The organism is Streptomyces hiroshimensis (genome assembly GCF_014650335.1).
Classification (GTDB): Bacteria; Actinomycetota; Actinomycetes; order Streptomycetales; family Streptomycetaceae; genus Streptomyces; species Streptomyces hiroshimensis.
In genome coordinates this window covers 172,861-198,412 of sequence record NZ_BMUT01000008.1, presented here as the reverse complement: position 1 = coordinate 198,412, position 25,552 = coordinate 172,861, and the positions used below count along the sequence as shown (strand labels likewise).

The 25,552-nt window shown below is 72.7% G+C and carries 25 protein-coding genes; 10 read left to right on the top strand and 15 right to left on the bottom strand.

Annotated elements, in window-relative coordinates:
• The first annotated feature begins 78 nt into the window (after nucleotides 1-78).
• Nucleotides 79-744 (top strand): O-methyltransferase, encoded by a 666-nt coding sequence (locus IE241_RS19570; RefSeq protein ID WP_058046100.1) that lies wholly within the window; start codon nucleotides 79-81, stop codon nucleotides 742-744.
• Between the two features lie 210 nt (nucleotides 745-954).
• Here IE241_RS19570 and IE241_RS19565 read toward each other — a convergent pair whose 3' ends face one another.
• Entirely contained in the window at nucleotides 955-1,122 is a 168-nt protein-coding gene (locus tag IE241_RS19565; RefSeq protein WP_009997451.1) for a DUF3117 domain-containing protein, read from the bottom strand.
• Between the two features lie 320 nt (nucleotides 1,123-1,442).
• Between IE241_RS19565 and chcB the strand changes: the two genes are divergently transcribed.
• The gene (chcB, locus tag IE241_RS19560) at nucleotides 1,443-2,243 is read left to right on the top strand and encodes a 2-cyclohexenylcarbonyl CoA isomerase (RefSeq protein WP_190023079.1); all 801 of its coding nucleotides are present in this window, start codon (nucleotides 1,443-1,445) and stop codon (nucleotides 2,241-2,243) included.
• 9 nt (nucleotides 2,244-2,252) lie between these two features.
• Here chcB and IE241_RS19555 read toward each other — a convergent pair whose 3' ends face one another.
• Together IE241_RS19555 and IE241_RS19550 are read right to left on the bottom strand one after the other, a co-directional pair.
• The gene (locus IE241_RS19555; RefSeq protein WP_190023078.1) at nucleotides 2,253-2,834 is read right to left on the bottom strand and encodes a DNA-3-methyladenine glycosylase I; all 582 of its coding nucleotides are present in this window, start codon (nucleotides 2,832-2,834) and stop codon (nucleotides 2,253-2,255) included.
• Nucleotides 2,831-3,214, bottom strand: coding sequence for a DivIVA domain-containing protein (locus IE241_RS19550; protein ID WP_229899509.1), 384 nt, complete (start codon nucleotides 3,212-3,214; stop codon nucleotides 2,831-2,833). The genes IE241_RS19555 and IE241_RS19550 overlap by 4 nt, the downstream gene beginning before the upstream one ends.
• A 96-nt stretch (nucleotides 3,215-3,310) precedes the next feature.
• Here IE241_RS19550 and folP point away from each other — a divergent pair, with 96 nt between their 5' ends.
• The gene (gene folP / locus IE241_RS19545) at nucleotides 3,311-4,171 is read left to right on the top strand and encodes a dihydropteroate synthase (protein ID WP_190023077.1); all 861 of its coding nucleotides are present in this window, start codon (nucleotides 3,311-3,313) and stop codon (nucleotides 4,169-4,171) included.
• Nucleotides 4,172-4,357: 186 nt separating this feature from the next.
• On the opposite strand, the gene IE241_RS19540 is transcribed toward folP, so the two are convergent.
• Both IE241_RS19540 and dapE read right to left on the bottom strand, forming a co-directional pair.
• The gene (locus tag IE241_RS19540) at nucleotides 4,358-5,107 is read right to left on the bottom strand and encodes an LOG family protein (RefSeq protein ID WP_190023076.1); all 750 of its coding nucleotides are present in this window, start codon (nucleotides 5,105-5,107) and stop codon (nucleotides 4,358-4,360) included.
• A 77-nt stretch (nucleotides 5,108-5,184) separates the two neighbouring features.
• Nucleotides 5,185-6,264 (bottom strand): succinyl-diaminopimelate desuccinylase, encoded by a 1,080-nt coding sequence (gene dapE / locus IE241_RS19535; RefSeq protein ID WP_190023075.1) that lies wholly within the window; start codon nucleotides 6,262-6,264, stop codon nucleotides 5,185-5,187.
• A 90-nt stretch (nucleotides 6,265-6,354) separates the two neighbouring features.
• Here dapE and IE241_RS19530 point away from each other — a divergent pair, with 90 nt between their 5' ends.
• A complete protein-coding gene (locus tag IE241_RS19530; RefSeq protein ID WP_190023074.1) occupies nucleotides 6,355-7,335 on the top strand; it encodes a VldE C-terminal domain-containing protein in 981 nt (326 codons plus the stop codon).
• 287 nt (nucleotides 7,336-7,622) lie between these two features.
• Nucleotides 7,623-8,036, top strand: a complete 414-nt coding sequence (locus IE241_RS19525) for an ATP-binding protein (protein WP_190023073.1) — start codon at nucleotides 7,623-7,625, stop codon at nucleotides 8,034-8,036.
• A 79-nt stretch (nucleotides 8,037-8,115) separates the two neighbouring features.
• Here IE241_RS19525 and dapC read toward each other — a convergent pair whose 3' ends face one another.
• Both dapC and fdxA read right to left on the bottom strand, forming a co-directional pair.
• Nucleotides 8,116-9,213 (bottom strand): succinyldiaminopimelate transaminase, encoded by a 1,098-nt coding sequence (gene dapC, locus IE241_RS19520; RefSeq protein WP_190023072.1) that lies wholly within the window; start codon nucleotides 9,211-9,213, stop codon nucleotides 8,116-8,118.
• Nucleotides 9,214-9,302: 89 nt separating this feature from the next.
• Nucleotides 9,303-9,632 carry a ferredoxin gene (fdxA, locus tag IE241_RS19515; protein ID WP_030366150.1) on the bottom strand — a complete coding sequence of 110 codons (330 nt, stop codon included), beginning with the start codon at nucleotides 9,630-9,632 and terminating at the stop codon, nucleotides 9,303-9,305.
• Between the two features lie 114 nt (nucleotides 9,633-9,746).
• Here fdxA and IE241_RS19510 point away from each other — a divergent pair, with 114 nt between their 5' ends.
• Together IE241_RS19510 and IE241_RS19505 are read left to right on the top strand one after the other, a co-directional pair.
• Nucleotides 9,747-10,763 (top strand): GNAT family N-acetyltransferase, encoded by a 1,017-nt coding sequence (locus tag IE241_RS19510; protein WP_190023071.1) that lies wholly within the window; start codon nucleotides 9,747-9,749, stop codon nucleotides 10,761-10,763.
• A gap of 185 nt (nucleotides 10,764-10,948) precedes the next feature.
• Nucleotides 10,949-11,782: a transglutaminase-like and tetratricopeptide repeat-containing protein gene (locus tag IE241_RS19505; RefSeq protein ID WP_190023070.1), complete on the top strand. Its 834-nt coding sequence runs from the start codon at nucleotides 10,949-10,951 to the stop codon at nucleotides 11,780-11,782.
• Between the two features lie 28 nt (nucleotides 11,783-11,810).
• Here IE241_RS19505 and IE241_RS19500 read toward each other — a convergent pair whose 3' ends face one another.
• The 8 genes from IE241_RS19500 to IE241_RS19465 all read right to left on the bottom strand — a co-directional run bounded on the left by IE241_RS19500 (nucleotide 11,811) and on the right by IE241_RS19465 (nucleotide 20,039).
• The gene (locus tag IE241_RS19500; RefSeq protein ID WP_190023221.1) at nucleotides 11,811-12,416 is read right to left on the bottom strand and encodes a response regulator transcription factor; all 606 of its coding nucleotides are present in this window, start codon (nucleotides 12,414-12,416) and stop codon (nucleotides 11,811-11,813) included.
• 38 nt (nucleotides 12,417-12,454) lie between these two features.
• Nucleotides 12,455-13,642: a sensor histidine kinase gene (locus tag IE241_RS19495; RefSeq protein WP_190023220.1), complete on the bottom strand. Its 1,188-nt coding sequence runs from the start codon at nucleotides 13,640-13,642 to the stop codon at nucleotides 12,455-12,457.
• A gap of 78 nt (nucleotides 13,643-13,720) precedes the next feature.
• Complete coding sequence (locus IE241_RS19490) at nucleotides 13,721-14,464, bottom strand: ABC transporter permease (RefSeq protein ID WP_190023069.1); 744 nt, start codon at nucleotides 14,462-14,464, stop codon at nucleotides 13,721-13,723.
• 88 nt (nucleotides 14,465-14,552) lie between these two features.
• Nucleotides 14,553-15,506: an ABC transporter ATP-binding protein gene (locus IE241_RS19485; RefSeq protein ID WP_190023068.1), complete on the bottom strand. Its 954-nt coding sequence runs from the start codon at nucleotides 15,504-15,506 to the stop codon at nucleotides 14,553-14,555.
• A gap of 105 nt (nucleotides 15,507-15,611) precedes the next feature.
• Nucleotides 15,612-18,269, bottom strand: coding sequence for a hypothetical protein (locus IE241_RS19480; protein ID WP_190023067.1), 2,658 nt, complete (start codon nucleotides 18,267-18,269; stop codon nucleotides 15,612-15,614).
• Between the two features lie 231 nt (nucleotides 18,270-18,500).
• On the bottom strand, nucleotides 18,501-18,890 hold the full coding sequence (locus tag IE241_RS19475) for a DUF6113 family protein (RefSeq protein WP_190023066.1): 390 nt from the start codon (nucleotides 18,888-18,890) through the stop codon (nucleotides 18,501-18,503).
• Nucleotides 18,887-19,780, bottom strand: coding sequence for an N-acetyl-1-D-myo-inositol-2-amino-2-deoxy-alpha-D-glucopyranoside deacetylase (mshB, locus tag IE241_RS19470; RefSeq protein ID WP_190023065.1), 894 nt, complete (start codon nucleotides 19,778-19,780; stop codon nucleotides 18,887-18,889). The genes IE241_RS19475 and mshB overlap by 4 nt, the downstream gene beginning before the upstream one ends.
• A 64-nt stretch (nucleotides 19,781-19,844) precedes the next feature.
• Nucleotides 19,845-20,039 (bottom strand): hypothetical protein, encoded by a 195-nt coding sequence (locus IE241_RS19465; RefSeq protein ID WP_030366139.1) that lies wholly within the window; start codon nucleotides 20,037-20,039, stop codon nucleotides 19,845-19,847.
• A gap of 259 nt (nucleotides 20,040-20,298) precedes the next feature.
• Between IE241_RS19465 and IE241_RS19460 the strand changes: the two genes are divergently transcribed.
• The 3 genes from IE241_RS19460 (at nucleotide 20,299) to IE241_RS19450 (ending at nucleotide 25,547) form a co-directional block, all read left to right on the top strand.
• On the top strand, nucleotides 20,299-22,443 hold the full coding sequence (locus tag IE241_RS19460; RefSeq protein WP_190023064.1) for a S9 family peptidase: 2,145 nt from the start codon (nucleotides 20,299-20,301) through the stop codon (nucleotides 22,441-22,443).
• Between the two features lie 243 nt (nucleotides 22,444-22,686).
• Nucleotides 22,687-23,664: an ABC transporter permease gene (locus tag IE241_RS19455; RefSeq protein WP_190023063.1), complete on the top strand. Its 978-nt coding sequence runs from the start codon at nucleotides 22,687-22,689 to the stop codon at nucleotides 23,662-23,664.
• Nucleotides 23,665-23,714: 50 nt separating this feature from the next.
• On the top strand, nucleotides 23,715-25,547 hold the full coding sequence (locus tag IE241_RS19450; protein ID WP_190023062.1) for an ABC transporter substrate-binding protein: 1,833 nt from the start codon (nucleotides 23,715-23,717) through the stop codon (nucleotides 25,545-25,547).
• Nucleotides 25,548-25,552: the final 5 nt, after the last annotated feature.

Sequence of the window (25,552 nt, the reverse complement as noted above, 5' to 3'; positions counted from 1 at the left end):
GCCGTCCCGCCCCGTCCCCTTCCTCGTCAACGCACGGTCCCATCTGCGGGTTCCCGTGGTCAGCGGATACAGTCACGGTTGCGTCGACTACGGGGACAGGAGAGGGCCATTACCGGCAACCGGCAGACGAGCTGGGCGTTCGCCGATGCGTTCGTCGCCGAGGACGAGGCGCTGCGCTGGGCCCGGGACCGGGCCCTGGAGGCAGGCCTGCGCTCGGTGTCGTCCGGCACCGGCGCCGCGCTGCGCCTGCTCGCCGCGGCGGTGGACGCCAAGGCGGTGGCCGAGATCGGCACGGGCACCGGCGTCTCCGGCATCCACCTCCTGCACGGCATGCGGCCCGACGGCGTGCTCACGACGGTGGACAGCGACCCCGAGTGCCAGCAGTTCGCCCGGCAGGCCTTCCGCGCGGCGGGCTTCGCGGGCAACCGCGCGCGCTTCATCCCCGGCCGCGCCCTGGAGGTGCTGCCGCGCCTCGCCGACGGCGGGTACGACCTGGTCTTCTGCGACGGCGACCGGCTGGAGTGCCTGGACTATCTAGCCGAATCGTTGCGCCTGCTGCGGCCGGGCGGCCTCGTCTGCTTCGAGGGCGTCTTCGCCGACGGCCGCACGGTCGACTCCGCCGCCCAGCCCGCCGAGGTGCAGCGGCTGCGCGAGCTGCTGCGGGCCGTGCGCGAGTCGCGGGTGCTGGTGCCGTCGCTGCTGCCGGTGGGCGACGGCCTGCTGTGCGCGGCGCGGCGCGGCTGACCTGCGCGCGGGCGCCGCGCCCGCGCACCGGCGGCCCGGACCGGCGCCGCCCGGCTCCCCGCCGCGCGCCCGGCCCCGGACGCGCCCTCCTCGGACGCACCGATCTCGGACGCACCGGCCCCGGACGCACCGGCCCCGGACGCACCACTGCCCCGGCAGCCGGTGCGGACCGGCTGCCGGGGCAGCGTAAGAACGGTGGTTCGGCGTGCGTCAGCCGACAACCTTCTTCAGGGCGTCTCCGAGGGCCTCGGCCTCATCCGGGGTCAGCTCGACGACGAGCCGACCGCCGCCTTCGAGCGGAACCCGCATGACGATGCCCCGCCCCTCCTTGGTCACCTCGAGCGGGCCATCGCCCGTCCGCGGCTTCATGGCCGCCATGCTCGTTCCCCTTCCTGAAACCAGCTCATCGTCAGCCGACGGCCCTACGACAGGCCCGCGTCACCGGCATCGAACACATTGCTTCCAGGCCATTATCTCGCATCGCGTGACCCAATGAACAACATCGGTCCGTATCCCTTCGGCAACGCGATCGCGCAAAACCACTCAATTCGGCGATCGGACTGCGATACTGCGCCGCTTCGACCACGCATCTGTGGCCGGTTTCTTTGACGCAGGTCACATATCGGTGTCCGGTGATCTCCGGCATGCTGGGCCCGGAACGACGCCGACGGGGCGTGCGACGAGGGAGGGACCGGCACATGGCCGACTCCGTGCTGTACGAGGTGACGGACGGGCTCGCGACGATCACGCTGAACCGTCCCGACGCGATGAACGCGCTGAACACCGACACCAAGGCCGCCCTGCGCGACGCCCTGCAGCGGGCCGGGGAGGACGCCGCCGTACGGGCGGTGCTGCTCATCGGCACGGGGCGCGCCTTCTGCGTCGGGCAGGACCTCAAGGAGCACGTCGAGTCGCTGGCCGCGGACCGTAAGAGCGGCTCGGGGCTCACCATGACGACGGTCAAGGAGCACTACAACCCCATCGTCACGGCCATCGCCGGCATGCCGAAGCCGGTCGTGGCGGGCGTGAACGGGGTCGCCGCCGGCGCGGGTGCGGGGTTCGCCTTCGCGGCGGACTACCGCGTGGTGGCGGACACCGCCGCCTTCAACACCTCCTTCGCGGGGGTCGCCCTGACCGCCGACTCGGGGGTCTCCTGGACGCTGCCGCGCCTCGTCGGCCACAGCCGGGCCTCGGACCTGCTGCTGTTCCCGCGCAACGTGCCGGCGCAGGAGGCGTACGAGCTGGGCATCGCCAACAAGGTCGTGCCGGCGGCGGAGCTGGCCGCGGAGGCCCTCGCCGTCGCACGAAGGCTCGCCGAGGGACCCACGGGTGCGTACGCCGCGATCAAGGAGTCCCTCGCCTACGGGGCGGGGCGGCCTCTGGCCGAGGCCCTGGCCAAGGAGGACGAGCTGCAGACCCGGGCCGGGGCCTCCGAGGACCACGGGATCGCCGTGGACGCCTTCCTGAAGAAGCAGAAGCCGAAGTTCGTCGGCCGCTGACCCCGGGGGTCAGCGTGCGTGACACCCCGCCAGGTGGTCGTTGACCAGCCCGCACGCCTGCATCAGCGCGTACGCCGTCGTCGGCCCGATGAAGCGGAAGCCCCGCTTCTTGAGCTCCTTGGCCAGGGCCGTCGACTCCGGCGTGGTCGCCGGGACGTCGGCGGCCGTGCGCGGCGCGGCGGCGGCCAGCTCCGGGGCGTAGGACCAGATCAGGGCGTCCAGCTCGCCGGGCGCCCACTCGGCCGCCACGCGCGCGTTGGCGATCGCGGCCGTGATCTTGGCGCGGTTGCGGATGATGCCGGGGTCGGCCAGCAGCCGCTCCGCGTCGGCGTCCGTGAAGGCCGCCACCTTGGCGATGGAGAAGCCGGCGAAGGCGTCCCGGAAGCCCTCGCGGCGCCGCAGGATCGTCAGCCACGACAGCCCCGACTGGAACGCCTCCAGGCATATCCGTTCGTAGAGGGCGTCGTCGCCGTGCACGGGGCGGCCCCACTCGGTGTCGTGGTAGACGCGGTAGTCCGCCATGGAATCCGCTTCCAGGCCCCACGGACAGCGCTGCAGCCCGTCCGGGCCGGTGACCGTTGCGCCGCTCATTCCTTCTTCTCCCCCTCTTCGCCGTCGCCGCCTTCGGTCCTGCCCGCGGCCTTCGCGCCGCCGCCGCCCATGGCCGCCGCCTGCGCGCCCGCGAGGGCGGCCTCCAGCTCGGCGATGCGGGCGTCGCGCTCGGCGAGCTCGGCGCCGAGGCGGTCCAGGGCCTCGTCCGTCTCCGCCATGCGGTAGCCGCGCAGGGCCACGGGCAGGCGCAGCGTCTCGACGTCGGAGCGGGCCATGGGGCGGTCCGCCGGGAGCGGCCAGACGGTCCGGTCGGCCGCGGCCTCGGGCAGCGCCGCGCCGCTCCCGCCTCCGGCGACGAAGAGCGCGACCGCGGCGACCACCACGACCAGCGCGATGAGCAGGAACCAGAACACGACCATCTCCCAGGAACACGGACTGCGATTCCGTCCACCCCGATCGTGCCATGCCGCACTGACAGTTAAGGTCGCTGCGGACCACCGAGAGGGAGTAGGGACATGCTGCGGCTGGGACGACGCGAGTTCGATGCGCACGAGCCGGTGATCATGGCGATCGTCAACCGGACGCCGGACTCCTTCTACGACCAGGGTGCGACGTTCAGCGACGAGCCCGCCCTGGCCAGGGTGGAGCAGGCCGTCGCGGAGGGCGCCGCCATCATCGACATCGGCGGGGTGAAGGCCGGCCCCGGCGAGGAGGTGACCGCCGAGGAGGAGGCCCGGCGGACGGTCGGCTTCGTGGCCGAGGTCCGCAGGCGCCACCCGGACGTGGTGATCAGCGTCGACACCTGGCGGCACGACGTGGGCGAGGCGGTGTGCGAGGCCGGCGCCGACCTCCTCAACGACGCGTGGGGCGGCGTCGATCCCAAGCTGGCCGAGGTCGCGGCCCGTTACGGCGTGGGCCTGGTGTGCACGCACGCGGGCGGCGCGGAGCCGCGCACGCGCCCGCACCGGGTGGAGTACGAGGACGTGATGGCGGACATCCTGCGGGTCACGCTGGGGCTGGCCGAGCGCGCGGTGGCGCTGGGCGTCCGGCGCGACGGCATCATGATCGACCCCGGGCACGACTTCGGGAAGAACACCCGGCACTCGCTGGAGGCGACCCGGCGGCTGGGCGAGATGGCGGACACGGGCTGGCCGGTGCTGGTCTCGCTGTCGAACAAGGACTTCGTCGGCGAGACGCTCGACAAGCCGGTCAAGGAGCGCGTCCTGGGCACGCTCGCGACGACGGCCGTCTCGGCGTGGCTGGGCGCACAGGTCTACCGCGTGCACGAGGTGGCGGAGACCAAGCAGATCCTGGACATGGTGGCGTCCATCGCCGGCCACCGCGCCCCGGCCGTCGCCCGTCGCGGACTCGCCTGACGGCAGCCCACCACCGACGGACGGAGTCCGGCGCAGCCACCCGAAGCCGGTGAGGCGCCCCCGGCGCCGAGCCTCGCGAGGGGGGCGTCAAGAGGCGCAGCCGAAGCAGGTGCTGGACATGGTGGCGTCCATCGCCGGCCACCGCGCACCTGCGGTGGCCCGGCGAGGACTCGCGTAGGCGGGGGGCTACATCCCCGCTTCCTTCGTGACCAGGCGCACCGTCTCCTCCACGTCGTCCGTGACGTGGAAGAGGTGCAGGTCGTTCGGGCCGGCCTTGCCTCCGGCGATGAGCGTGTCCCGGAACCAGTCGACCAGGCCGCTCCAGTAGGCCGAGCCGAAGAGCACGATCGGGAAGCGCGTGACCTTCTTCGTCTGGACGAGGGTGAGCGCCTCGAACAGCTCGTCGAGCGTGCCGAGTCCGCCGGGCAGGACGACGAATCCGCTCGCGTACTTCACGAACATCGTCTTCCGCACGAAGAAGTAGCGGAAGTCGACGCCGAGGTTGACGTACTGGTTGAGCCCCTGCTCGAAGGGCAGTTCGATGCCGAGGCCAACGGAGATGCCGCCCGCCTCCGTCGCCCCCTTGTTGGCGGCCTCCATCGCGCCGGGCCCGCCGCCCGTGATGACCGCGAAGCCCGACTCGACCAGGCCGCGCCCGATCGCGATGCCGGCCTCGTACTCCGGCGAGTCCCGGGGCGTACGGGCGGAGCCGAAGACGCTGATGGCGGGCGGGAGTTCGGCGAGGGCCCCGAAGCCCTCGACGAACTCGGACTGGATGCGCATCACCCGGAAGGGGTCCTCGTGGACCCAGTCCGCGGCCCCTCTCGTGTCCAGCAGGTGCTGGTCCGTGGTGCCCGCCTGCATCTGGCCGTACCGGCGTACCACCGGCCCCCGGCGCTGCTCCCGCCGCGCGCGCGATCCTTCGGGATGTGCCATGCCGTGCTCCCTCCGCTGCAGATCGTTGCTGTTCAGCGTAGGCCCACGGGCACGGCGTCCCGAAGGGTCGGCGAAGGTCAGCCGGTCAGCCAGGTGCGCAGCCGCTCCTCGCAGTCGTTGATCAGCGAGGCCCGGACGCGCTCGTCCCGCTTGTGGGCGAGCGTGGGGTCGCCGGGGCCGTAGTTGACGGCGGGGACGCCGAGCGCGCTGAAGCGGGAGACGTCGGTCCAGCCGAACTTGGGCTTGGGCGTCCCGCCGACGGCCTCGATGAACGCGGCGGCGGCCGGGTGGGACAGCCCGGGCAGCGCGCCGGGCGACTCGTCGTCCACGACGAGCTCGGCGACGCCGCAGTCCGCGAAGACCTCGCGGACGTGCGCCAGGGCCTGCGCGGGGCTGCGGTCGGGTGCGTAGCGGTAGTTGACGGTGACGGTGCACGCGTCGGGGATGACGTTGCCGGCGACGCCGCCCTCGGTGCGGACGGCGTTGAGGCCCTCGTGGTACTCCAGGCCGTCGATGACGGGGCGGCGCGGCTCGTAGGCCGCGAGCCTGGCCAGGATCGGCGCGGCCGCGTGGATGGCGTTGCTGCCCATCCAGCTGCGCGCGGAGTGGGCCCGCTCCCCCGCGGTGTGCAGGTGGACCCGGAGGGTGCCCTGGCAGCCGCCCTCGACCTGGGCGTCGGAGGGCTCCAGGAGGACGGCGAAGTCGGCCGCGAGCCAGTCGGGGTGGGCGTCCGCGATACGGCCGAGGCCGTTGAGGTGGGAGGCGACCTCCTCGTTGTCGTAGAAGACGAGGGTCAGGTCGCGGTTGGGCTCGGGCACGGTGGCGGCGATGCGCAGCTGCACCGCGACGCCGGACTTCATGTCGCTGGTGCCGCAGCCCCACAGGAAGCCGTCCTCGTCCAGCCGGGAGGGGACGTTACCGGCGATGGGGACGGTGTCGATGTGGCCGGCGAGCACGACGCGCTCGGCGCGGCCCAGGTTCGTGCGGGCCACGACGTTGTTGCCGTAGCGGTCCACCGTCAGGTGCGGCAGCGCGCGCAGGGCGTTTTCGACGGCGTCGGCCAGCGTCTTCTCGCCCCCGCTCTCGGAGGGGACGTCGACGAGCTGGGCGGTGAGGGCGGCGGCGTCGAGGGACAGGTCGAGTGCGGCGTCATCCATGCGTGCGACTCTAGCCCGGGCGGTACGGGCGCGGCCGGGCCGGTGGGCGGCCCCGGGCCGTCTCCTGTCCTCTCCAGTAACGTGGGCCGCATGTCCCGGATCTTCGTCACCCGACGTGGCCGCCTGTTGCGCATCGTGGCCGCCTGCGCCGTGCTGCTGGCGCTGATCGGCTACGGGATCGCCCAGCTGGTGACGGGCGGCCCGGGAGCGCCGCGCTGCACCGTGGCGGCCGACGGCGCCTCGTACTCCCTCGCGCCCGAGCAGGCGGTGAACGCGGCGACGATCTCGGCCGTGGGGTCCGAGCGCGGGCTTCCGGAGCGGGCGGTGACGATCGCTCTGGCCACGGCCATGCAGGAGTCGGGGCTGCGCAACATCCACCACGGCGACCGGGACTCGCTGGGGCTGTTCCAGCAGCGCCCCACGCAGGGCTGGGGCTCCGCGCAGCAGATCACCGATCCCGTGTACGCGGCGGGGAAGTTCTACGACCACCTGGTGGAGGTGCCGGGCTATTCGCGGCTGCCGCTGACGGTGGCCGCGCAGAAGGTGCAGCGCAGCGGCTTCCCGCAGGCGTACGCCAAGCACGAGCCGGACGCCTCGCTGCTGTCGTCCGCGCTCACGGGCCGGGTGGAGGCGGCCTTCAGCTGCACGACGAGCCCGAGCGACGGCAAGAAGGGGGACGCCGCGGCGGTACGGGCCAAGCTGCGCCGGGAGTTCGGCGCGGCGGCGGTCCCGGCGCCCGGCACCCTGGCGAGCCCGGGGAGCGGCGGTACGGGCGCGGCGGGGGGTGCCGCCGCGCGGACGCTGGTGGTGCCGGTGCCGGAGAAGGCGCCCGGGCCGGGCGAGCCGGCCGTGGGCGGCCGGGAGCGGCGCGGCTGGCAGCTGGCCTCGTGGGCGGTGGCCCATGCGACCGAGCTGCGGATCGAGCGGGTCTCCTTCGGCGGCCGGGTGTGGACGGCGGCGGATTCGCGGGACGGCTGGCGCAAGGACGGCAAGGGCGGCGAGGGCGCCGCGGGGTCCGGGAATTCCCCGGAGAACGCCGCGGCCGAGGTACGGATCTTGACCGCTCAGTAGTGCGACCGTCCCCCCGCCGGAGGTAGGCACAACAGCCCCGCGCGCTTAATGGGCACCGCCCGCCCCAGGCGTCGGGCTTTCCCGGGAATTCCTTGTGACTAAAGGCTTGTCAGCCTTCCCGACCTGCATACCACGCGCCCGTTTTGCCCCGCTTTTAGGGGGGCAGATAATGCGACGCATTACCAACTCTTTACCGTGGCGCACCGCAACCTTCGACGCATTCACGCGGTAGTCACTGCGTCCGCTCGCCGGACAGCCAACGTCCTCAACTCCGCCAAAGGAGCATCATGTCCCTCCCCCTGACGCGTCGGATCGCCCGGGCCGCCCTGCTGGTAGCCGCCGGTGCGGCACCCGTCATCGGCGCGGCCGGAGCGGCGAGCGCCGCGCCGCAGGCCCCCGATCTGACGAGCGGCCTGACCGCGGTGGACGGCGCGAACCTCGGCACCAACGTCGACTCGGCGGCCCACAAGGCCGGGGACACCGTGACGGGCGTCGGCACCAGCGCCATCAAGACCACCGTGCCGGGTGCGGCCGACGCCACCGGCAAGGCCGCCAAGACCGCCACCCCCGCCGTCCAGAAGGTCGCCGGCGAGGCCGCGGGCGCCACCTCCGGGCTCGCGGGCCAGGCCACCAAGGCCGCCGGCGGCCTGAACGCCCAGGGCCTGCCCCTCGGTGGCGGCGGGCTCCCGATCGGCGGCTGACACAGCGCACGCACGCGTACGCGAGAGGGCCCGGGAGATCTTCTCCCGGGCCCTCTCGCATGCTCATCTCCGCGGGCGGCTACTGCGCCAGGCGGCGGACCGCCGCCTCCACCCGCTCGTCGGTCGCGGTGAAGGCGATCCGCACGAACTGCTCCCCGGCCTCCCCGTAGAAGACGCCGGGCGCCACCAGGATGCCGAGCTCGGCCAGGGCGGCGACGGTGTCCCAGCAGGGCTCGTCGCGCGTGGCCCACAGGTAGAGCGAGGCCTCGCTGTGCTCGATGCGGAAGCCCGCGGCCTCGAAGGCGGCCCGCAGGGCGTCGCGCCGGCGGGCGTAGCGCGCCCGCTGCTCGGTCACGTGCGCGGTGTCGCCCAGGGCCGCGACCGTGGCGGCCTGGACCGGGGCGGAGACCATCATCCCGCCGTGCTTGCGGATCTGCAGGAGCTCACCGAGGACGGCGGGGTCGCCCGCGAGGAAGGCCGCGCGGTAGCCCGCCAGGTTCGAGCGCTTGGAGAGCGAGTGCACCGCGACGATGCCCTCGTACGAACCGCCGCAGACGTCCGGGTGCAGGACGGAGACCGGATCGGCCTCCCAGCCCAGCTCCACGTAGCACTCGTCGCTGAAGAGCAGCACGCCGTGCTCGCGGGCCCATGCGACGGTGCGGCGCATCTCGTCGGCGGAGAGCACGCGGCCGGTGGGGTTGGACGGGGAGTTGAGCCAGAGCAGCTTGAGGCCCGTGGGGTCGAGCTCCGTGGGGTCGTCGTAGACGACGGGCTCGGCGCCCGCGAGGCGCGCGCCGACCTCGTAGGTCGGGTAGGCCAGGCGGGGGTAGGCGACCTTGTCGCCCGCGCCGAGGCCGAGCTGCGTCGGCAGCCAGGCCACCAGCTCCTTGGAGCCGACGATCGGCAGCACGTTGGTGTGCGCCAGGTCCCGGGCGCCCAGCCGGCGCTCCGCCCAGCCGGTCAGTGCGTCGCGCAGCGCGGGCGTGCCCCACACCGTGGGATAGCCGGGGCTGTCGGCGGCGTCGGTGAGCGCCCGCTGGATCAGGGCGGGCACCGGGTCGACGGGCGTGCCGACCGAGAGGTCCACTATTCCGCCGGGGTGGGCTGCAGCTTTCGCCTTGTAAGGGGCGAGCCGGTCCCAGGGGAAGACGGGGAGGCGGGAGGAGACTGCGCTCACGGTGTTCGCTCTCTTGCTCTGGGGGTGACCGGCGATACGCCGCGGCCCCGCACGGCGGCGGCCGTACGGGGCCGGGGTGGCCGCTCGGGTCAGTGCTCCGGGTTGATGTCCGCGGGCAGCGCGGCGATGAAGGGGTGGTCGCGCTCGATCAGGCCGAGCTTCGAGGCGCCACCGGGCGAACCGAGCTCGTCGAAGAACTCGACGTTCGCCTTGTAGTAGTCCTTCCACTCCTCGGGAGTGTCATCCTCGTAGAAGATCGCCTCGACGGGGCAGACCGGCTCACAGGCACCACAGTCGACACATTCGTCCGGGTGGATGTACAAGGACCGGGAACCCTCGTAGATGCAGTCGACGGGGCACTCCTCGATGCACGCCTTGTCCTTCACGTCGACACAAGGCTGCGCGATGACGTAAGTCACGCTGTCGTTCCTCCTCGGTAGGGCTCATCTCGCGCGGGAGCGCGGCGTCGTCGATGCCCACACCTAGTATCTCCGTTCCCGGGCACTTGACGAACAAGAGGGGCGAGGAGAGCTGTGGAATTCACCACGGGCGGACGGCTGGAAATCAGGATCAGTACCGCTGATGTGGGAAAAAGGGTATCCGTACGCCGTCTGAACCCTTCCGGAGGGTCTCCGGGGGGATCTGCCGAGCGGTTCACGGACACCGTGGGCACCCTCACCTCCTGGGAGGGCGGAGTGCTGCGGATCACACGGCGGACCGGAGAGATTGTCACCTTCGACGAGGCCTCGCTGGTGGCGGGCAAGGTCGTCCCCGGCCCGCCACCGCGCCGGCGCGGCCCCGCGGCGACCGTGCGCGAGCTCCAGGAGGTCGCGGCCCGCGGCTGGCCGGCCCGGGAGACCGCGCGGCTCGGCGCCTGGACGCTGCGCGCGGCGGGCGGCTTCACCGCCCGCGCCAACTCGGTCCTGCCGCTCGGCGCTTGCGGGCTGCCGCTGCCGGAGGCCGTGGACCGGGTGACCGCCTGGTACGCCGAGCGCTCCCTGCCTGCGGCGATCCAGGTCACGACCGGTGACCCGGAGCAGGACGCCCTGCTGGACGCGGAGCTGGCCGGGCGCGGCTGGACGGCGGAGCGCCACGCCCTCATGCGGACGGCGGCGCTGGCGCCGATGGCCGACACGGAGGCCCCTACGGAGCACGTGCGGCTCTCACGCACCCCCGACGAGGCGTGGCTGCGCGCCTACGGGCGTACGGGCGGGGAGACCGGGGACGCCCTGGCCGTGCTGGGCGGCGGGCCCTCGGTGTGGTTCGCGACGGTGCCCGGCGCGCCGGGCGAGGGCCCGGTGGCCGTCGGGCGGTGCGTGGTGGACGGCCGGTGGGCGGGCTTCTCGGCGGTGGCCGTCAGCCCGGAGCACCGCAGGCGGGGGCTGGCCACGCAGGTCATGGCCCGCCTCGCGGAGCAGGCGCTGAGCGAGGGGGCCTCGGCGGCGTACCTGCAGGTGGAGACGGACAACGGGGCCGCCGCAGCCCTCTATGACGAGCTGGGCTTCACCACGCACCACGCGTACCACTACCGCTGTGCGGGCCGCCCCTAGCATCCGTCCCGGCGGGCTTTCCTTGCCCGGCGGGCAAGGCACACGGTAGAGCGGCAAGGCACACGGTAGAGAGGCCTGGCCTCTGACTCCCGCCGCGACGGCGTCCGGCCGCCGTGGCGGGAGTCCGGCGGAATGCACGGTCAGCGCAACCGGCGCGCACCATGGAAGGCGGAGGCGGAGGCACCATGAACGACACCACCGGACGGCAGCGGTTCGCGGAGGCGGCGCGCGAGACGCGGCCCGACCTCGCGCTGCTGTGCCTGCTGATCGCCGCCGAGGCCGACCCGGAGCCGGGCGAGGAAGCGATCGACGCCGCGCAGATAGAGCTGGACCGGCTCGCCGGGCTGCTGCCCGCGCTGGGCCGGCCGGCCGCCCCGCGCCGGTGGGCGGAGGCGCTCGCGGAGCTCCTCGGCGAGCGGTGCGGCTTCCACGGCTCCCCGGCCGACTACCGGCGCCTGGAGTCCTCCCTGCTGACCGAGGTGCTCCGGCGGCGGCGCGGGCTGCCGATCCTGCTGTCCGTGGTGTGGATGGAGGTCGCGCGGCGGGCCGGGGCGCCGGTGTACGGGGTGGCGCTGCCGGGTCACTTCGTCGTCGGCTTCGGCGAGCCCCTCGGCGGGCACGTGCTGGCCGACCCCTTCGACGGCGGCCGGATCCTGTCCGAGGAGGAGGCGGGCCTGCTGGTCGCGGGGGCGACGGGCACCCCGATCGCGCCCGCGATGTTCTCCCCCGCGGAGCCGGCGGAGATCGTGCTGCGCGTGCTGAACAACATCCGCGCCTGGGCCGCGGCCCGCCCCGAGCGCAGCGACGTCCAGCTGTGGGCCGTCGAGCTGTCCCTGCTGCTGCCCAGCCACCCGGCCAGGCTGCGCTACGAGCGCGCGGAGCTGCTCGTGGAGCGCGGCGACTTCGTGGCGGGCGCGCACGCGATGGAGGAGTACGCGCAGGTCATCGACGCCCTGGAGCCGACGGTCGCAGAGACGGTGCGCCGGCAGGCCCGGGCGGCCCGGGCGATGCTCAACTGACGCGCGCCGGGCCCGGCGCCCGGCGCCGTCACAGCCAGCCCTTGTCCCGCGCGATCCGCACCGCCTCGGCGCGGTTGCGGGCGCCCGTCTTCTGGATGGCCGTCGAGAGGTAGTTGCGGACGGTCCCGTTCGACAGGTGCAGCGCTCTGGCCAGCTCAGCGTTGGTCGATCCGTCGGCGGAGGCCCGCAGCACCGACCGCTCGCGGTCGGTCAGCGGATTGGCGCCCTCCGCGAGCGCCGCCGCCGCGAGACCGGGGTCGATGACGCGCTCGCCGCGCAGCACCCTGCGCAGGGCGTCCGCGAGCTGGGCCGCGGGGGCGTCCTTGACCAGGAAGGCCTCCGCGCCGGACTCCATCGCCCGGCGCATATAGCCCGGGCGCCCGAAGGTCGTGAGGATCACGACCTTGAGGGCCGGCAGCTCGCGGCGGACCAGGGCCGCCGCGTCGAGCCCCGTCATCCCGGGCATCTCGATGTCGAGCAGGACCACGTCCAGGTCGTGGGCACGGGCGGCGCCCAGCACTTCGTCGCCCCGGGAGACCTGGGCGACGACTTCGATGTCGTCCTCCAGCCCGAGCAGGGCGGCCAGCGCCTCCCGGACCATGGACTGGTCCTCCGCGAGGAGGACCCTGATGATGCGTCGGCCGGCCGGATCGGCGGGGTGGTGCTGGTCTGTCACGACGACAGGGTAGGCCGCTCCGGGGCGAGGCTGCGTGAGAGAGGGACGAATGCACGCAAGCGGAAGCCGCCTCTCGGTCCCGGGCCGGTCTCCAGGCGGCCGTCGGCGAGCGCCAGCCGCTCGCACAGGCCCGTCAGGCCGTTGCCGGGAGGTCCGCCCTGCGGGCCGCGGCCGTTGTCGCTGACGGTCAGGCAGAGCTCGTCGCCCTCCTCGGTCAGCGTGATCTCGCAGCGCTGTGCGGCGCTGTGCCGCACCACGTTGGTCACGGCCTCCCGCAGCGCCCAGGCCAGCGCGCCCTCCTCGTCGGGCGGCAGGTCGGGATGGCCGGTGGCGGCGCGGGCGAGGTCGGCGGCGATGCCGGCCGCGGCCAGGGCCGTGCGGGCACCGGCCAGCTCGGCCTCCAGCGTGGGGCGGCGGAAGCCGCTCACCGCCTCCCGGACGTCCACCAGGGCCTGGCGGCTGACCCGTTCGATGTCGGCGACCTGCTGGGCCGCCTGCTCGGGCCGGCCGGGGAGCATCCGCCCGGCCAGCTCGCTCTTGAGCGTGATGAGCGACAGGGAGTGCCCGAGGAGGTCGTGCAGGTCGCGGGCGAGGCGCAGGCGCTCCTCGTTGGCGGCGAGGTGGGCGACCGTGGCGCGGGCCTCGCGCAGCGCGCGGGCCGTCATGGCCATCTGACGCACCCCCACCATCGCGAAGCCGCCGAGCAGCGCCGGGATGATGAGGGCCGCCAGGTACTCGGGGGCGCCGGGCGTCATCGCACCGAGTCCCGCCAGCACCCCCGTGGCCAGCGGAATCACGATGCGGGACAGCTTCGTCGGCAGGACCGCGCCGGTGGCGACGCAGACGTAGACGAAGAGGACGAGCCAGGCGCCCCCGAGGGTCAGGGTCAGCACGGTCGCGAGCGACATCAGCGCGGCGAGCGCGCCGAGCACGCGGCCGCGCTCCAGGGGGCGGGACGTGTGCCGGAAGACCAGGCCGAGATAGCCGGCGACGAAGGCCACGAGGCCCAGGCCGCCGAGGACGTCGCCGGTCAGGGTGTGGTGGTCGCCGAGGACGTCCTCGACGGGCGCCGCCATGTAGGCGAACCAGATGGCGATCCAGATGAGCTTGACGGTCACCTGGCGGCGGTTCTCGGGCTCCATGCCGATGCCGATGGTGTACGACGGGTCGTCATGGACCTCCATGACGGCGCGCCATGGATTCCGGCGCCACGGTCGTGCTGCCATGTCCTGCCCTGTCTTCCTGGTCTTTCCGGAGCTCGCTCAGGACTTGCGGGTGTCCTTGCGGTACAGCCAGGCTGCCATGCCGGCGAACACCAGGAGGTAGACCGCGAGGAGCGCCACGTGCTTCATCTCGGGCGCGTTGGCCTGCTCGATCGACCGGCCGAGGCCGGCGTAGGCGTACGTGGGCGTCCACTCCGCGACCTTCTGCAGCCACGTCGGGAAGGTGGTGGTCGGCATCCACAGGCCGCCGAGCATCGACAGCGCGAAGTAGATGATCATCGTGATGGGGCGGACGGCGTCGCCCGTGGCGAGGTAGCCGACGGCCACGCCGAGCGCGGCGAAGACGATGCTGCCCGCCCAGATGGCGCCCACGAGCGCGAACCACTGCCAGGCGGCGCCCATCCGGACGTCCTTGACGAGCACGGCGACCAGGAAGACCACGAGGATCGAGGGGAGCGAGACCACGGCGGCGGAGGCGACCTTGGCCGTCACGTAGCCGCGGCCCGGCAGGGCGGTGAGGCGCAGCTGGCGCACCCAGCCCTTCTCGCGCTCCTTGGCGATCCGCTCGCTGTTGCCCACGAGGACGGCGGTGATCGCGCCGAAGGAGGCCATGGAGACCATCATCAGCAGCGGCAGGGTCAGCCCGGTGCCCTGGACGATCTCGGTGGTGCTCGCGCCGCCCGCGATCATCAGATAGAGGCCGGCGGGGTAGATCACCGAGAAGAACATGAACTTCTTGTTGCGCAGGGTGCGCGCGATCTCAAGCTTGATCAGGGTGTTCATCAGACTGCGCCTCGCGAAACGGATCCGAGCACTGCGGTGGGGCTGTGGTTGCGGCCGGGGGTCCGGGGGTTGTCCCCCGGGAAGATCGTCACAGGGCCGCCTCCTCGGCGGTGGCAGCGTCGGTGATGGCGATGAAGGCCTGCTCCAGGCCGAGGCCCGCGACCTCCAGGTTGCGCGGGTAGAGGCCGAGGCCGTAGACGGCGTGGACCGTGGCGTCGGCGTCGTGCGACTGGATGCGCACCGTGCGGCCGGATATCTCCAGGGAGGCGAGGAACGGCAGCTCGCGCAGGGCGGCCTCGCCGATGTGCCCGTCCAGGTCGAAGACGATGCGGCGGGCCCCGGCCTTCGCCTTGATCTCGGCGGCCGAGCCGTCCGCGAGCACCCGCCCGCGGTGCAGCACGATCACGCGGTCGGCGATGGCGTCGGCCTCTTCGAGGTAGTGCGTGGCGAAGAGGATGGCGCGGCCGGCCTTCGCCTGCTCGCGCATGACGCCCCAGAAGGCCTGGCGGGCGGAGACGTCCATGCCGGTGGTGGGCTCGTCCAGCACGATGAGCTCATTGGCGCCGGCCGTCGCGAGCGCGAACCGCACCCGCTGCTCCTGGCCGCCGGAGAGCTTGTTGACCTGGCGGTCGGCTATCTCCGTGAGATCGGCCGCGGCGAGCACCTGGTCGACGGGGTAGCGACGCGGGTGCAGATCGCAGCCCAGCTTCACGATCTCGCGGACGGTGACGTCCTCCATCAGGCCGCCGGACTGCAGCATGGCGCCGACCTTGCCCTGGGCGATGGCCTGCTGCGGGCTGGTGCCGAACAGCTCGACCCGGCCCGCGTCGGGGTTCCTCAGGCCGAGGAGGAGGTCGAGGGTGGAGGACTTGCCGGCGCCGTTGGGGCCGAGCAGGGCGACGGTCTCGCCCGGGTACAGCTGCAGGTCCAGATCGGCCACGGCACGCACCGCGCCGTAGCTCTTGCTGACGTTCTCAAAACTGACCACGGGGGCGCCGGTGCGGCGCCCGTCCCCCGTGTACGTAACTGCTGTGGTGGTCATGTCCACCATGGTGACCGCCGGCAGGGGGTCCGCGGCAGTGTCAGGCGTACGGTCCTGACCATGACAGATGTCATGGTCAGGACCGTACGGCCGTCAGTACGGCCGTCAGCCGAGCGGGATCACGCCGATGCGCTCGGTGGGCGTCTTGCCCATGAGCGCCTTACGCAGCGCACCCACCACGTCCTGCGGGGTGACCTCCGTCTTGCTGCCGTTGCCGCGCTCGATGAGGACACCCTTGAACTTGGTGCCGTACAGCTCCTTGAGCGCTTCGAGGTCGTAGCTCTCGACGAGCTTGCCGTTGACCTCCTTGACCGAAAGGATCTTCGGCAGGGAGTGCTCCGGGCCGAACTGGATGCTGTGCGCGAGATCCGTGCGCACCGTGACCAGGCCGGACATCGCGGGCTTCGCGAACTCCGTCATCATCCGGTCGACCTCGGCGTTGCTCACCTTCGGCTGCTGGCTCGCGCTCGGCAGCTCCACCGTGGCCTCCTGGCCGGTGGCGGCGCGGTCCTTGTACGCCTTGGCGACGGCGTCGACGCCCTTGTCGCCGTCGATGCCCTGGTACGGCTTGCCGTAGACCGGCACGGCCTTGCCCGCCTCGAACTTGATCGTGCCGTCCTTGGCCGCGCCCGACTCGCCCGCGAGGGTCTTGAGGGCGTCCGCGATCTTCTCCTCGTCGGCGACGATCACGGGCTCGGCCTTGCGGGTGCCGCCGATGAGCGAGGGGATGACGGTCAGCGGGTTGTAGTCCCGGCCGGCCGCCGCGCGCACCGTGGCCTGGGTGTCGATGGACAGCCCGGCCACGGACGGCTTGAGCTGCGCCTCCTTGCCGCCGATGGAGACCTTGAGCGGCTTCGTCGCCCGGTCGCCGAGCGCGGAGTCGAGCTTCTGGACGGCCTGCTCCTTGGAGGAGCCGCCGATGTTCACGCCGAGCACGGTGGTGCCGTTCGGGACGTCCGCGTGGTCGAGCAGCAGACCGGCGCCGTAGGCGACACCGACCAGGCCGACGACCGCGCCGCCGAGCAGCACGAGCTTGGAGCGGCCCTTCTTCTTGGGCTTGGACTTCGCAGGGGTGCTCTTCGCGGCGGGCTTGGGGGCCGCCGCGCCCTTGCCCGGAGGCGGCGGGACGGCCGGTCCGGCGCCGGGCCCCGGCACCTTGGGCTTGGGCACGGCGATGCGCGGCGCACCGCTGTCCACGGGCTTCTTGGGCTGCGCGGCACCGCCCGGGCCGGGCGGCGGCACTGCGGGCACACCGCCGACGAGCGTCCCGCCGCCGGCCTGACCGGCGGCCTGGCCACCGGCCGTGGGGGCCTGGGGGCCGCCCTTCTTGCCGCCCTTGCCCTTGGCTCCCTTGCCGCCCTTGGGCGCCTGGGAGGCCTTGCCGGGCGCCGCCGGGGGAGCCCCCACGGCGGACTGCGCACCGGGCGCGGGCACGCGGGGCACGCCCTCGTGCGGCGTGTCCGTGAGCCCGATCCCGCCCCCGGCGGGGGCGTACGGCGCCGCAGCGCCCTGGCCCATGGCGGGCGCGGGGAACTGCTGCGTGCTCTCCGGCTCGGTCCACTGCGGGACGCTGGTCGGAGGCGTGCCCGGGGCCTGCATGATGCTCATGGAGCTGGTGGTGCTCACGGGGTCGTCCGGCCAGGGCGAGCCGTTGCCCGGGGCGGGCGGCTGCGGCATCGAACCCGTCGTCTGGGCGTCACCCGGCCACGGCGTCGAGGCCGTGGTGGAGGGACCGCCCGGCCAGTCGTCCACGGGCGCGGAGGGGGCGGAAGGAGCAGAGGGAGCGGAGGAGGCCGACGGGCCGCCCGGCCAGTCGTCCTGCGCACCGCGCCGCTGCGCCGCGCCGCCGTTGGGCGCGCCACCACCGGGCACACCTGCACCCGGAATGTCGTTCATTCCCGCGTTCGTCCCCGGGCTCATGCCCGGGTTCATACCCGCATCCCACGCCGTCGCACCCGTGGCCGGGGAACCGCCGGGCCAGTCGTCCGCGGCGGCGCGCCGCTGCGCCGCGCCGCCCGCACGGGGAGCGCCGCCCTGCGTGGTGTCGCGCTGCCAGCCGTTGCCCGGGGCGGGCGGCTGCGGCATCGAACCGGTCGCCTGGGCGTCACCCGGCCACGGCGTACCGCCCATGGCCGGGCCCGCGCCGGAAGGAGCCGGAGGGGTATTGCGCGGGCCGGAGTGCTGCGGGGCACCGGACACCGGGGCACCGCCCTGCGGGGCGCCCGTGCCGGGAGTGCCGCCCTGCGCCGCGGGACGACGGGCGGACGGGCCGCCCGCGGGTGCGGGGCCGCCGCCGGACTTGCGCGGAGCGAACCAGTCGCTGGCCTTCTCGCCCTTGGCGCCCTGGTCCTTGTCACCGGGGCGGTCCTGCGGCTTGCGGCCGGGAGGCATCGCCGGAGCGGGGCGGCGCGGCAGTTCGGCCTTGCGCTCGCCCGCCGGGGCGCTGCCGCTGCCACCGGCCGGGCCGTTGCCGCCGGCCGGGCCACTGCCGGCGGCCGGGGCGGCCGGCTTGGCGGGCGCGCTCGCGGGCGCCGCGTCACCGTCGACGGGCGTGCGCATGATGACCGGCGGGATGGGCCGCGAGCCCGGGATGTTGATACGGATCCGCGTCGTCAGCGTGGTCTCGGTCTTGGGCTCTTCCGGCCTGGAGGCCGCGGCCGCGCGGGCCTGTTCCTCACTGCCGAACGGAGGGTTTCCGGACGGGTAGGCGGCGCCACCGCGCCCCTGGGGCCCGGAGGACGAACTGTCAGATTCACGGCTCAAAGCAGGTTCTCCCGGTTAGCTCCGCCGCCCGTCATGACCTCGCTCGGGCGGCTCGGCGGCGCGCACCACCATACTGGGCACCGCGCACGCGCACTTGACGACCGCCGGTTCACGCCGTCGGGCGGGAGCGCGCTGCGTGGCCGCGCGCCGTCGGCCCGTCACGGGACAAGTCCGGCAGATACCGGATGACCTGCTCGGGAGCCGAACGACACTCAGGCGGAAATCGTCACGTCACTTCCCAAGTCGGACCGAAGGTCCGTCCGGTTGCGGCAGTTTCGGGACAGTGGCGCACATCACAGCCAGCGCCATCCCGCCCAGCAGGAAGACGTACGCACCGATTCCGGCGCCGAAGAAGAAGTCTCCTTCGGGGCGGGAGGAGGTCATCAGGAGCACCGCGACGAGCCAGCCGCCGCCGGCCGCCGCACCGCCCGCGCGGGTGCCCGTCGCCGTCACCGCGCCGTAGCTGAGGCCCGCGACGGCGAGCAGGGCCAGCGACAGGCCGCCGGGGAACCAGCCGCCCTGGGTGAGCGCGCCGGCGAAGCCGGTCGCGGCGCCGAGGACGAACAGGCCGAGGAACGCGGCGATGCGCCCGGCGCTCAGGGGGGCCATCATCCCGGTCATGCGTCCACCCCGGCGAACAGGTCGTCCTCGCGGGGGCCCGCGGCCCGGCCGCGGACGAGCTTGTAGTACTCGTCGGCGAAGATCGGCTGGCCCAGGTCGTTGGAGAGGGCGAAGAACGGGCCGTCCACGGCGATCTGGGTGGCATGGGCACGCATCGCCGCGGCCTTGGCCTCCACATGACCGGCGGTCGCGATCGCGGCCGTCACCTCGTCGTCGGGAACGACGCCGGGGACGTCGGCCGGGGCGGCGATGCCCGGGAAGGGGATCTCGCGGCCCGCGGCGCGCAGCCGGGCGAAGCCCTCCTCCACCACGGACAGCGGCACGCAGTTCCAGTAGACCTTCGCGATCTCGTGGGGGTCGCCGAGGTCGCGGCGGAAGGCGGGCTCTCCGGCGAGCTCCGCGGCGCGCATCGCGACGCGGTGCGCCTGGATGTGGTCGGGGTGGCCGTAGCCGCCTTCAGGGTCGTAGGTGACGAGCACCTGCGGACGGACCTCGCGAATCACCTCAACGAGGGACGCGGCGGCCTCGTCCACATCCGCGCGCCAGAAGCACCCGGGGTGCTCGTTCTGCGGCGCGCCCATCATCCCCGAGTCCCGGTAGCGCCCGCGGCCGCCGAGGAGGCGGTGGTCGGTGACGCCGAGCTCCTTCATGGCGGCGGCGAGCTCACCGGCGCGGAACGGGCCGAGGGTGTCGTCCCGGTCGGCGGCGAGGTGGGCCAGCTCCGCCGGGATCACCTCGCCCTCTTCGCCGAGTGTGCAGGTCACGAGGGTGACGTGGGCCCCTTCGGCCGCGTACTTGGCCATGGTCGCGCCGTTGTTGATGGATTCGTCGTCCGGGTGCGCGTGCACCAGGAGGAGCCGGCGGCCCGGCAGGAAGGAGCTGTCGGTCATGGGACCAGCCTACGAGTCCCGCGGGCCCGGCGGAGCCCCGCCCGCGGACCCGGGGCGCACGCCCTCAGAACTTGATGTTGCTGATCACGTCGGTGGCGCTCTTGGTCACCTGGTGGATCGTCGGCCCGAGGGACGAGCTCGCCAGATAAAAGCCCAGCAGGACGCAGACCGCTGCATGACCGGCCTTCAGCCCGGACTTCCGGCACAGCATGAAGACGACGATCGCCAGCAGCACCACCGCCGAAATCGAGAGTGCCACGGCGGTTCACCTCCAGATACGCGCGGTTGGACGGATGACACACGACAACAAGCAGACGAACAAGCAGACGAACAAGCGCAGGACAAAAACGATGAAACGCTGAACTGACAGCACGAGCGGGGTGGAGCGGTTGTCACGCGAGACTTAACGGCTATGCGTCCGTGATCATAACTTTCCAGAGCGTGACCAGCACTGGGTGCATGGGGGCAATTCCGGGGCGCACGGCGGAATCTCGCCGCCTCGCCGTAGGCTCGGCGGCATGACCGGACAAGTCTCGTTCCCGCGACAGTACGCCCGCACGCAACGCTTCTCGCTCGGCGCGCCGCGCGCGTTCACGGTGTCACCCGACGGCTCGCGTGTCGTCTTCATCCGCTCGCGTTCCGGCACCGACCGCACGGGCGTGTTGTGGGTCCTCGACCCCGCCGGCGGACGGGAGTTCCCGGCGGCCGATCCGGCCGTCCTGCTGGCCGGGGCCGGCGAGGAGCTCTCGGCCGAGGAGAAGGCCCGGCGGGAACGGCTGCGCGAGGGGTCGGCGGGCGTCGTCGCCTACGCCGTGGACAGCGCGGCGGAGTTGGCGGCGTTCGCCCTGTCGGGACGGCTGTTCGTGGCGGAGCTGCGCGGCGGCACCGCCCGTGAACTGGCCGTTCCCGGTCCGGTCGCCGACCCGCGCCCCTCCCCGGACGGCCGCCGCGTCGCCTATGTCGCGGGCGGCGCGCTGCGCGTCGTGGACGTGGAGCCGGCCGCGGGAGCAGCGCCCGGCGGCGGCGCGGACCGGGCCCTGGCCGAGCCGGACGGCCCCTCGGTGACCTGGGGGCTCGCGGAGTTCGTGGCGGCCGAGGAGATGGACCGCCACCGCGGCTTCTGGTGGGCCCCGGACGGGGAGTCCCTGCTGGCCGCGCGGGTGGACGACTCCCCCGTGCAGCGCTGGTGGATCGCCGACCCGGCCCACCCCGGCAGCCGTCCCGCCGAGGTGGGCTATCCCGCGGCGGGCACGCCGAACGCCGAGGTCACGCTCTCGCTGCTGGGTCTGGACGGCACTCGCACGGACGTCCGGTGGGACCGCGCGCGCCATCCGTACCTCGCGCGCGTGCACTGGTCCGCGGGCGGCCCTCCGCTGCTGCTGGTGCAGAGCCGCGACCAGCGCCACCAGGCGTATCTCACCGTGGACACCGGGACGGGCGCCACGAGCGTGCTCCACGAAGAGCAGGACGCAAAGTGGCTTGAATTGTTCCCCGGTGTTCCCGCCTGGTCGCCCGACGGGCGTCTGGTGCGCATCTCCGACGAGGGCGGTGCGCGGGCCCTGGTGGTGGGCGACCGCACGCTGACCGGAAGCGGGCTGCACCTGCGCGCCGTGCTCGACATCGGCGACGACGACGTCCTCGTCTCCGCGTCCGCCGGGCCGGATGCGGAGGAGCCCGAGACGGGAGAGACGCACGTCTACCGGGTGAGCGAGCAGGGCGTGGAGCGCGTCTCGCAGGAGCGCGGCTGGCACTCGGCCGTGCGCTCGGGGGCGGTCACCGTCCTGGTGTCGGCGGTACCGGAGCGCGCCGGGGCCACCGCCCGGGTCCTGCGCGACGGCGCGGAGGTGACCGGCGTGACCTCGTATGCCGAAGCGCCGGTGCTCACCTCGCGCGCACGGCTCACCGAGGCGGGCGCGCGCCGGATCCCGTGCGCCGTCCTCCTGCCGACGGGCTACGCCGAGGGCGACGGGCCGCTGCCGGTCCTCATGGACCCCTACGGCGGTCCGCACGGCCCGCGCGTGGTCGCGGGGCACAACGCCCACCTGACCTCGCAGTGGTTCGCCGACCAGGGCTTCGCCGTGGTGGTCGCCGACGGCCGGGGCACCCCGCACCGCTCCCCCGCCTGGGAGAAGGCGATCCACGAGGACTTCGCCGGCGTCACCCTGGACGACCAGGTCGAGGCCCTGCAGGCGCTGGCCGCGGACTTCCCGCTGGACCTGGGCCGGGTCGGCATCCGCGGCTGGTCCTACGGCGGCTATCTCGCGGCGCTGGCCGTGCTGCGCCGCCCGGACGTCTTCCACGCGGCCGTCGCGGGCGCGCCGGTGACCGACTGGCGGCTGTACGACACGCACTACACCGAGCGCTATCTCGGCCTCCCGGACGACAAGCCGAAGGTGTACGCCCACAACTCGCTGGTCACCGACGACGGGCTGGCGGAGGCGGCCGGGCAGGTCCGGCCGCTGATGATCGTCCACGGGCTGGCCGACGACAACGTGGTCGCGGCGCACACCCTGCGGCTGTCCTCGGCGCTGCTCGCGGCGGGCCGTCCGCACGAGGTGCTGCCGCTGTCCGGCGTGACGCACATGACCCCGCAGGAGCAGGTCGCGGAGAACCTCCTGCTGCTCCAAGTGGACTTCCTCAAGCGGTCCCTGGGCATGGCCTGACCCTTCCTCACCCTTCCTCCTCCTCCGCCCTGCGAGGGCTGCGCGCGGCGTGCCCGGCACCCTGTCAAGCACGCCGCGTCGTCGATCCGCTCAACGTTCGCTCAAGAAGAGCGGCCTGCCCCCTCTTGGTGGGCAGGCCCCTTGACTGCGCTGTGAATCCGTTGCGAAAGTCCGCTCAACCCACTGCGCGCGCCGTGCGTCCGCGGCGGGTTCGACAAGACGACAGTGCGGGGGATTTACGCGATGACGAGTCCTTCCCCGGCCCCGGTGACGCATCCGGAACCGGTCGGCAGATCACCCGGACAGCTGATGTGGCGGCGCTTCAAACGCGACCGTCCGGGTGTCATCTCGGCCTACGTGGTGACGTTCTTCTTCCTCGTCGCGCCGGCGGCACCGCTGATCTCGAAGCTCTACGGCAAGAACCCGACGGAGACCTACGGGCTGAACGAGCCGGGTCTGCTCAACGAATACGGCTATCCGGTGAAGCCCAACGGGGGAATTTCGGGGAGCTTCTGGTTCGGCCTCGAACCCACCCTCGGCCGGGACGTCCTGACCCAGCTGCTCTACGGAATCCGTACGTCCCTGCTCATCGCCGCGGCGGCCACGGTCCTGTGCGTCCTGACCGGCGTGCTCATCGGGGTGACGGCCGGATATCTGGGCGGCCGGACTGATTATCTGCTGGGCCGTTTCATCGACTTGCTGCTGGCCTTCCCGAGCCAGCTGTCGTTCATCGCTTTCACTCCGGTCGTCTACTCGCTCTTCGTGAGCCCGGAGAAGGAGACCCCGACCTATCTGCGCGTGTTGACGCTGATTCTGGTGCTGTGGGTGCTGGGCTGGATGGGGCTGGCGCGGCTGCTGCGCGGGCAGGTGCTGAGCCTGCGGGAGCGCGAGTTCGTCGAGGCGGCGAGGGTCACCGGCGCATCGCCCTGGCGGATCATCAGCAAGGAGCTGCTGCCCAATCTCTGGACGCCGATCCTGGTGCAGTCCACGCTGATGCTGCCCAGCTTCGTGACCATCGAGGCCGGGCTGTCCTTCATCGGCGTCGGCATCGTGGAGCCCACGCCGGACTGGGGCCGGATGTTCGCCAACGGCGCCCACTACTACGAGAGCGACATCACCTACATCTTCTTCCCCGGCCTCGCGATGATCGTTTTCGTGGTCGCCTTCAACCTGCTCGGGGACTCGGTCCGGGACGCCTTCGACCCGCGGACCGGACGCTGAGGACGTGCACACAGAAACCGCCGACGACGGACAGGCAGGTGCATCGACCCATGACGCTCACGACGAAGCCCGTACCGAAGCCCACCACGGGAACGCTGCGCTCCAGAGGCCGGCTCGCCGCCGCCGCGGCCGCCCTGGCCTCCGGAGCCCTCGTGCTTTGCGCGTGCAGCAGCGGAGGCGGCGGGGGCGGCGGTGACAAGAGCGCGGGACCCGGCACGGACAAGAACGCCTCCGCCAACTACTCGATCGGCACCAAAGAGGACTCGGCGGGCCCGGCCCCCGAGGTGCCCGGCGCGAAGAAGGGCGGCACCGTCGGCGTCCTGCAGCGCGACGCCTTCCTCCACCTGGACCCCGGGCAGATCTACTACAGCGACATGCTCGCCAACCAGATGCTCTACAACCGCACGCTCACCTCGTACAAGGTGGACGACAAGGGCAAGGTGAAGATCGTCGGCGATCTGGCGACCGACGCGGGCACGTCCTCCGACGGCGGGAAGACCTGGAAGTTCACCCTCAAGGACGGGCTGAAGTTCGAGGACGGCTCGCCCATCACCTCCAAGGACGTGCGCTGGGGCGTCGAACGGCTCTACGCCGACTTCGAGACCGACGGCCCGCAGTACGTCCCGCAGTGGCTCTCCGGCGACGGCACGGCCTTCCGCAAGGCGCTGCCCGACGGCCCGTACAAGGGCGCGCACCTGCCGTCGTCCGTGCTGGACACCCCGGACGACAAGACGATCGTCTTCCACTTCCGCCAAGCGCACGCGGACACCCCCTTCGCCACCGCCATGCCGAACATCGGCCCCGTCAAGGCGGAGAAGGACACCCAGCGCAAGTACGACAACGCCCCCTTCTCCTCCGGCCCCTACAAGGTCGGCGACTACAAGGTCGGCAAGTCGCTCACTCTCGTCCGCAACGAGCACTGGGACGCGAAGACCGACCCCGTCCGCCACCAGTACGCCGACCGGTTCGAGATCAGCTTCGGCCACCAGTACGCGGACTCCACCCGGCGCTACCTCGCCGACCAGGGCGGCGACAAGAACACCCTGTCGTTCTCCAACGCCGTCGCCCCGGAGATGACCGAGAAGGTCCTCGGCCAGGCCGACACCAAGGCGCGCCGGTTCGTGGAGATCCAGCCGTACGTGGACTACATCAGCTTCAACATGGACCGGCTCAAGGACGTGAACGTCCGCAAGGCGCTCGCGTACGCGATGCCCAACGGGCAGATCCTCCAGCAGGTGGGCGGCAAGACCGCCGGGGTGCTCGCCACGAACTTCCTCTCCCCCGCCATGGACGGCTACCGGCCGACCGACCCCTTCGGGAAGAAGGACAAGCCGGCCGGCGACCCGGACAAGGCCCGCGAACTGCTCAAGGCGGCCGGCAAGGAGGGCCAGGAGATCGTCTACGCCTACGCCAACACCGACATCCAGCAGAAGGTCTCCGTGGTCGTCGCCCAGGCCCTGGAACGGGCGGGCTTCAAGGTGCAGAAGAAGGAGATCGACTCCAACACCTGGCGGACCGCGATCGCCGAGGTGAAGAACAAGTTCGACATCTACCGCACCTCCTGGGGCGCGGACTGGCCCGTCGCCTCGACCGTCGTACCGCCCCTCTTCGACGGCCGGCAGATCGCCGACGGCTCCCAGAACTACGGCCACCTCGACAACCCGGCCGTCAACAAGGAGGTCGACCGGATCAACGCGATCCCGGACGTGAAGCAGGCCGCGCCCGAGTGGCAGAAGCTCGCCGACAAGATCCTCGCCGACGACGTGCCGGGCGTGCCGACCTTCTACAACACCCAGTTCTCCCTGTGGGGCTCGAACCTGGGCGGGGTCCGCTACCAGCCGGTCTACGGAACCGTCGACCCGACCGGCGTCTACGTCAAGTAACGGCT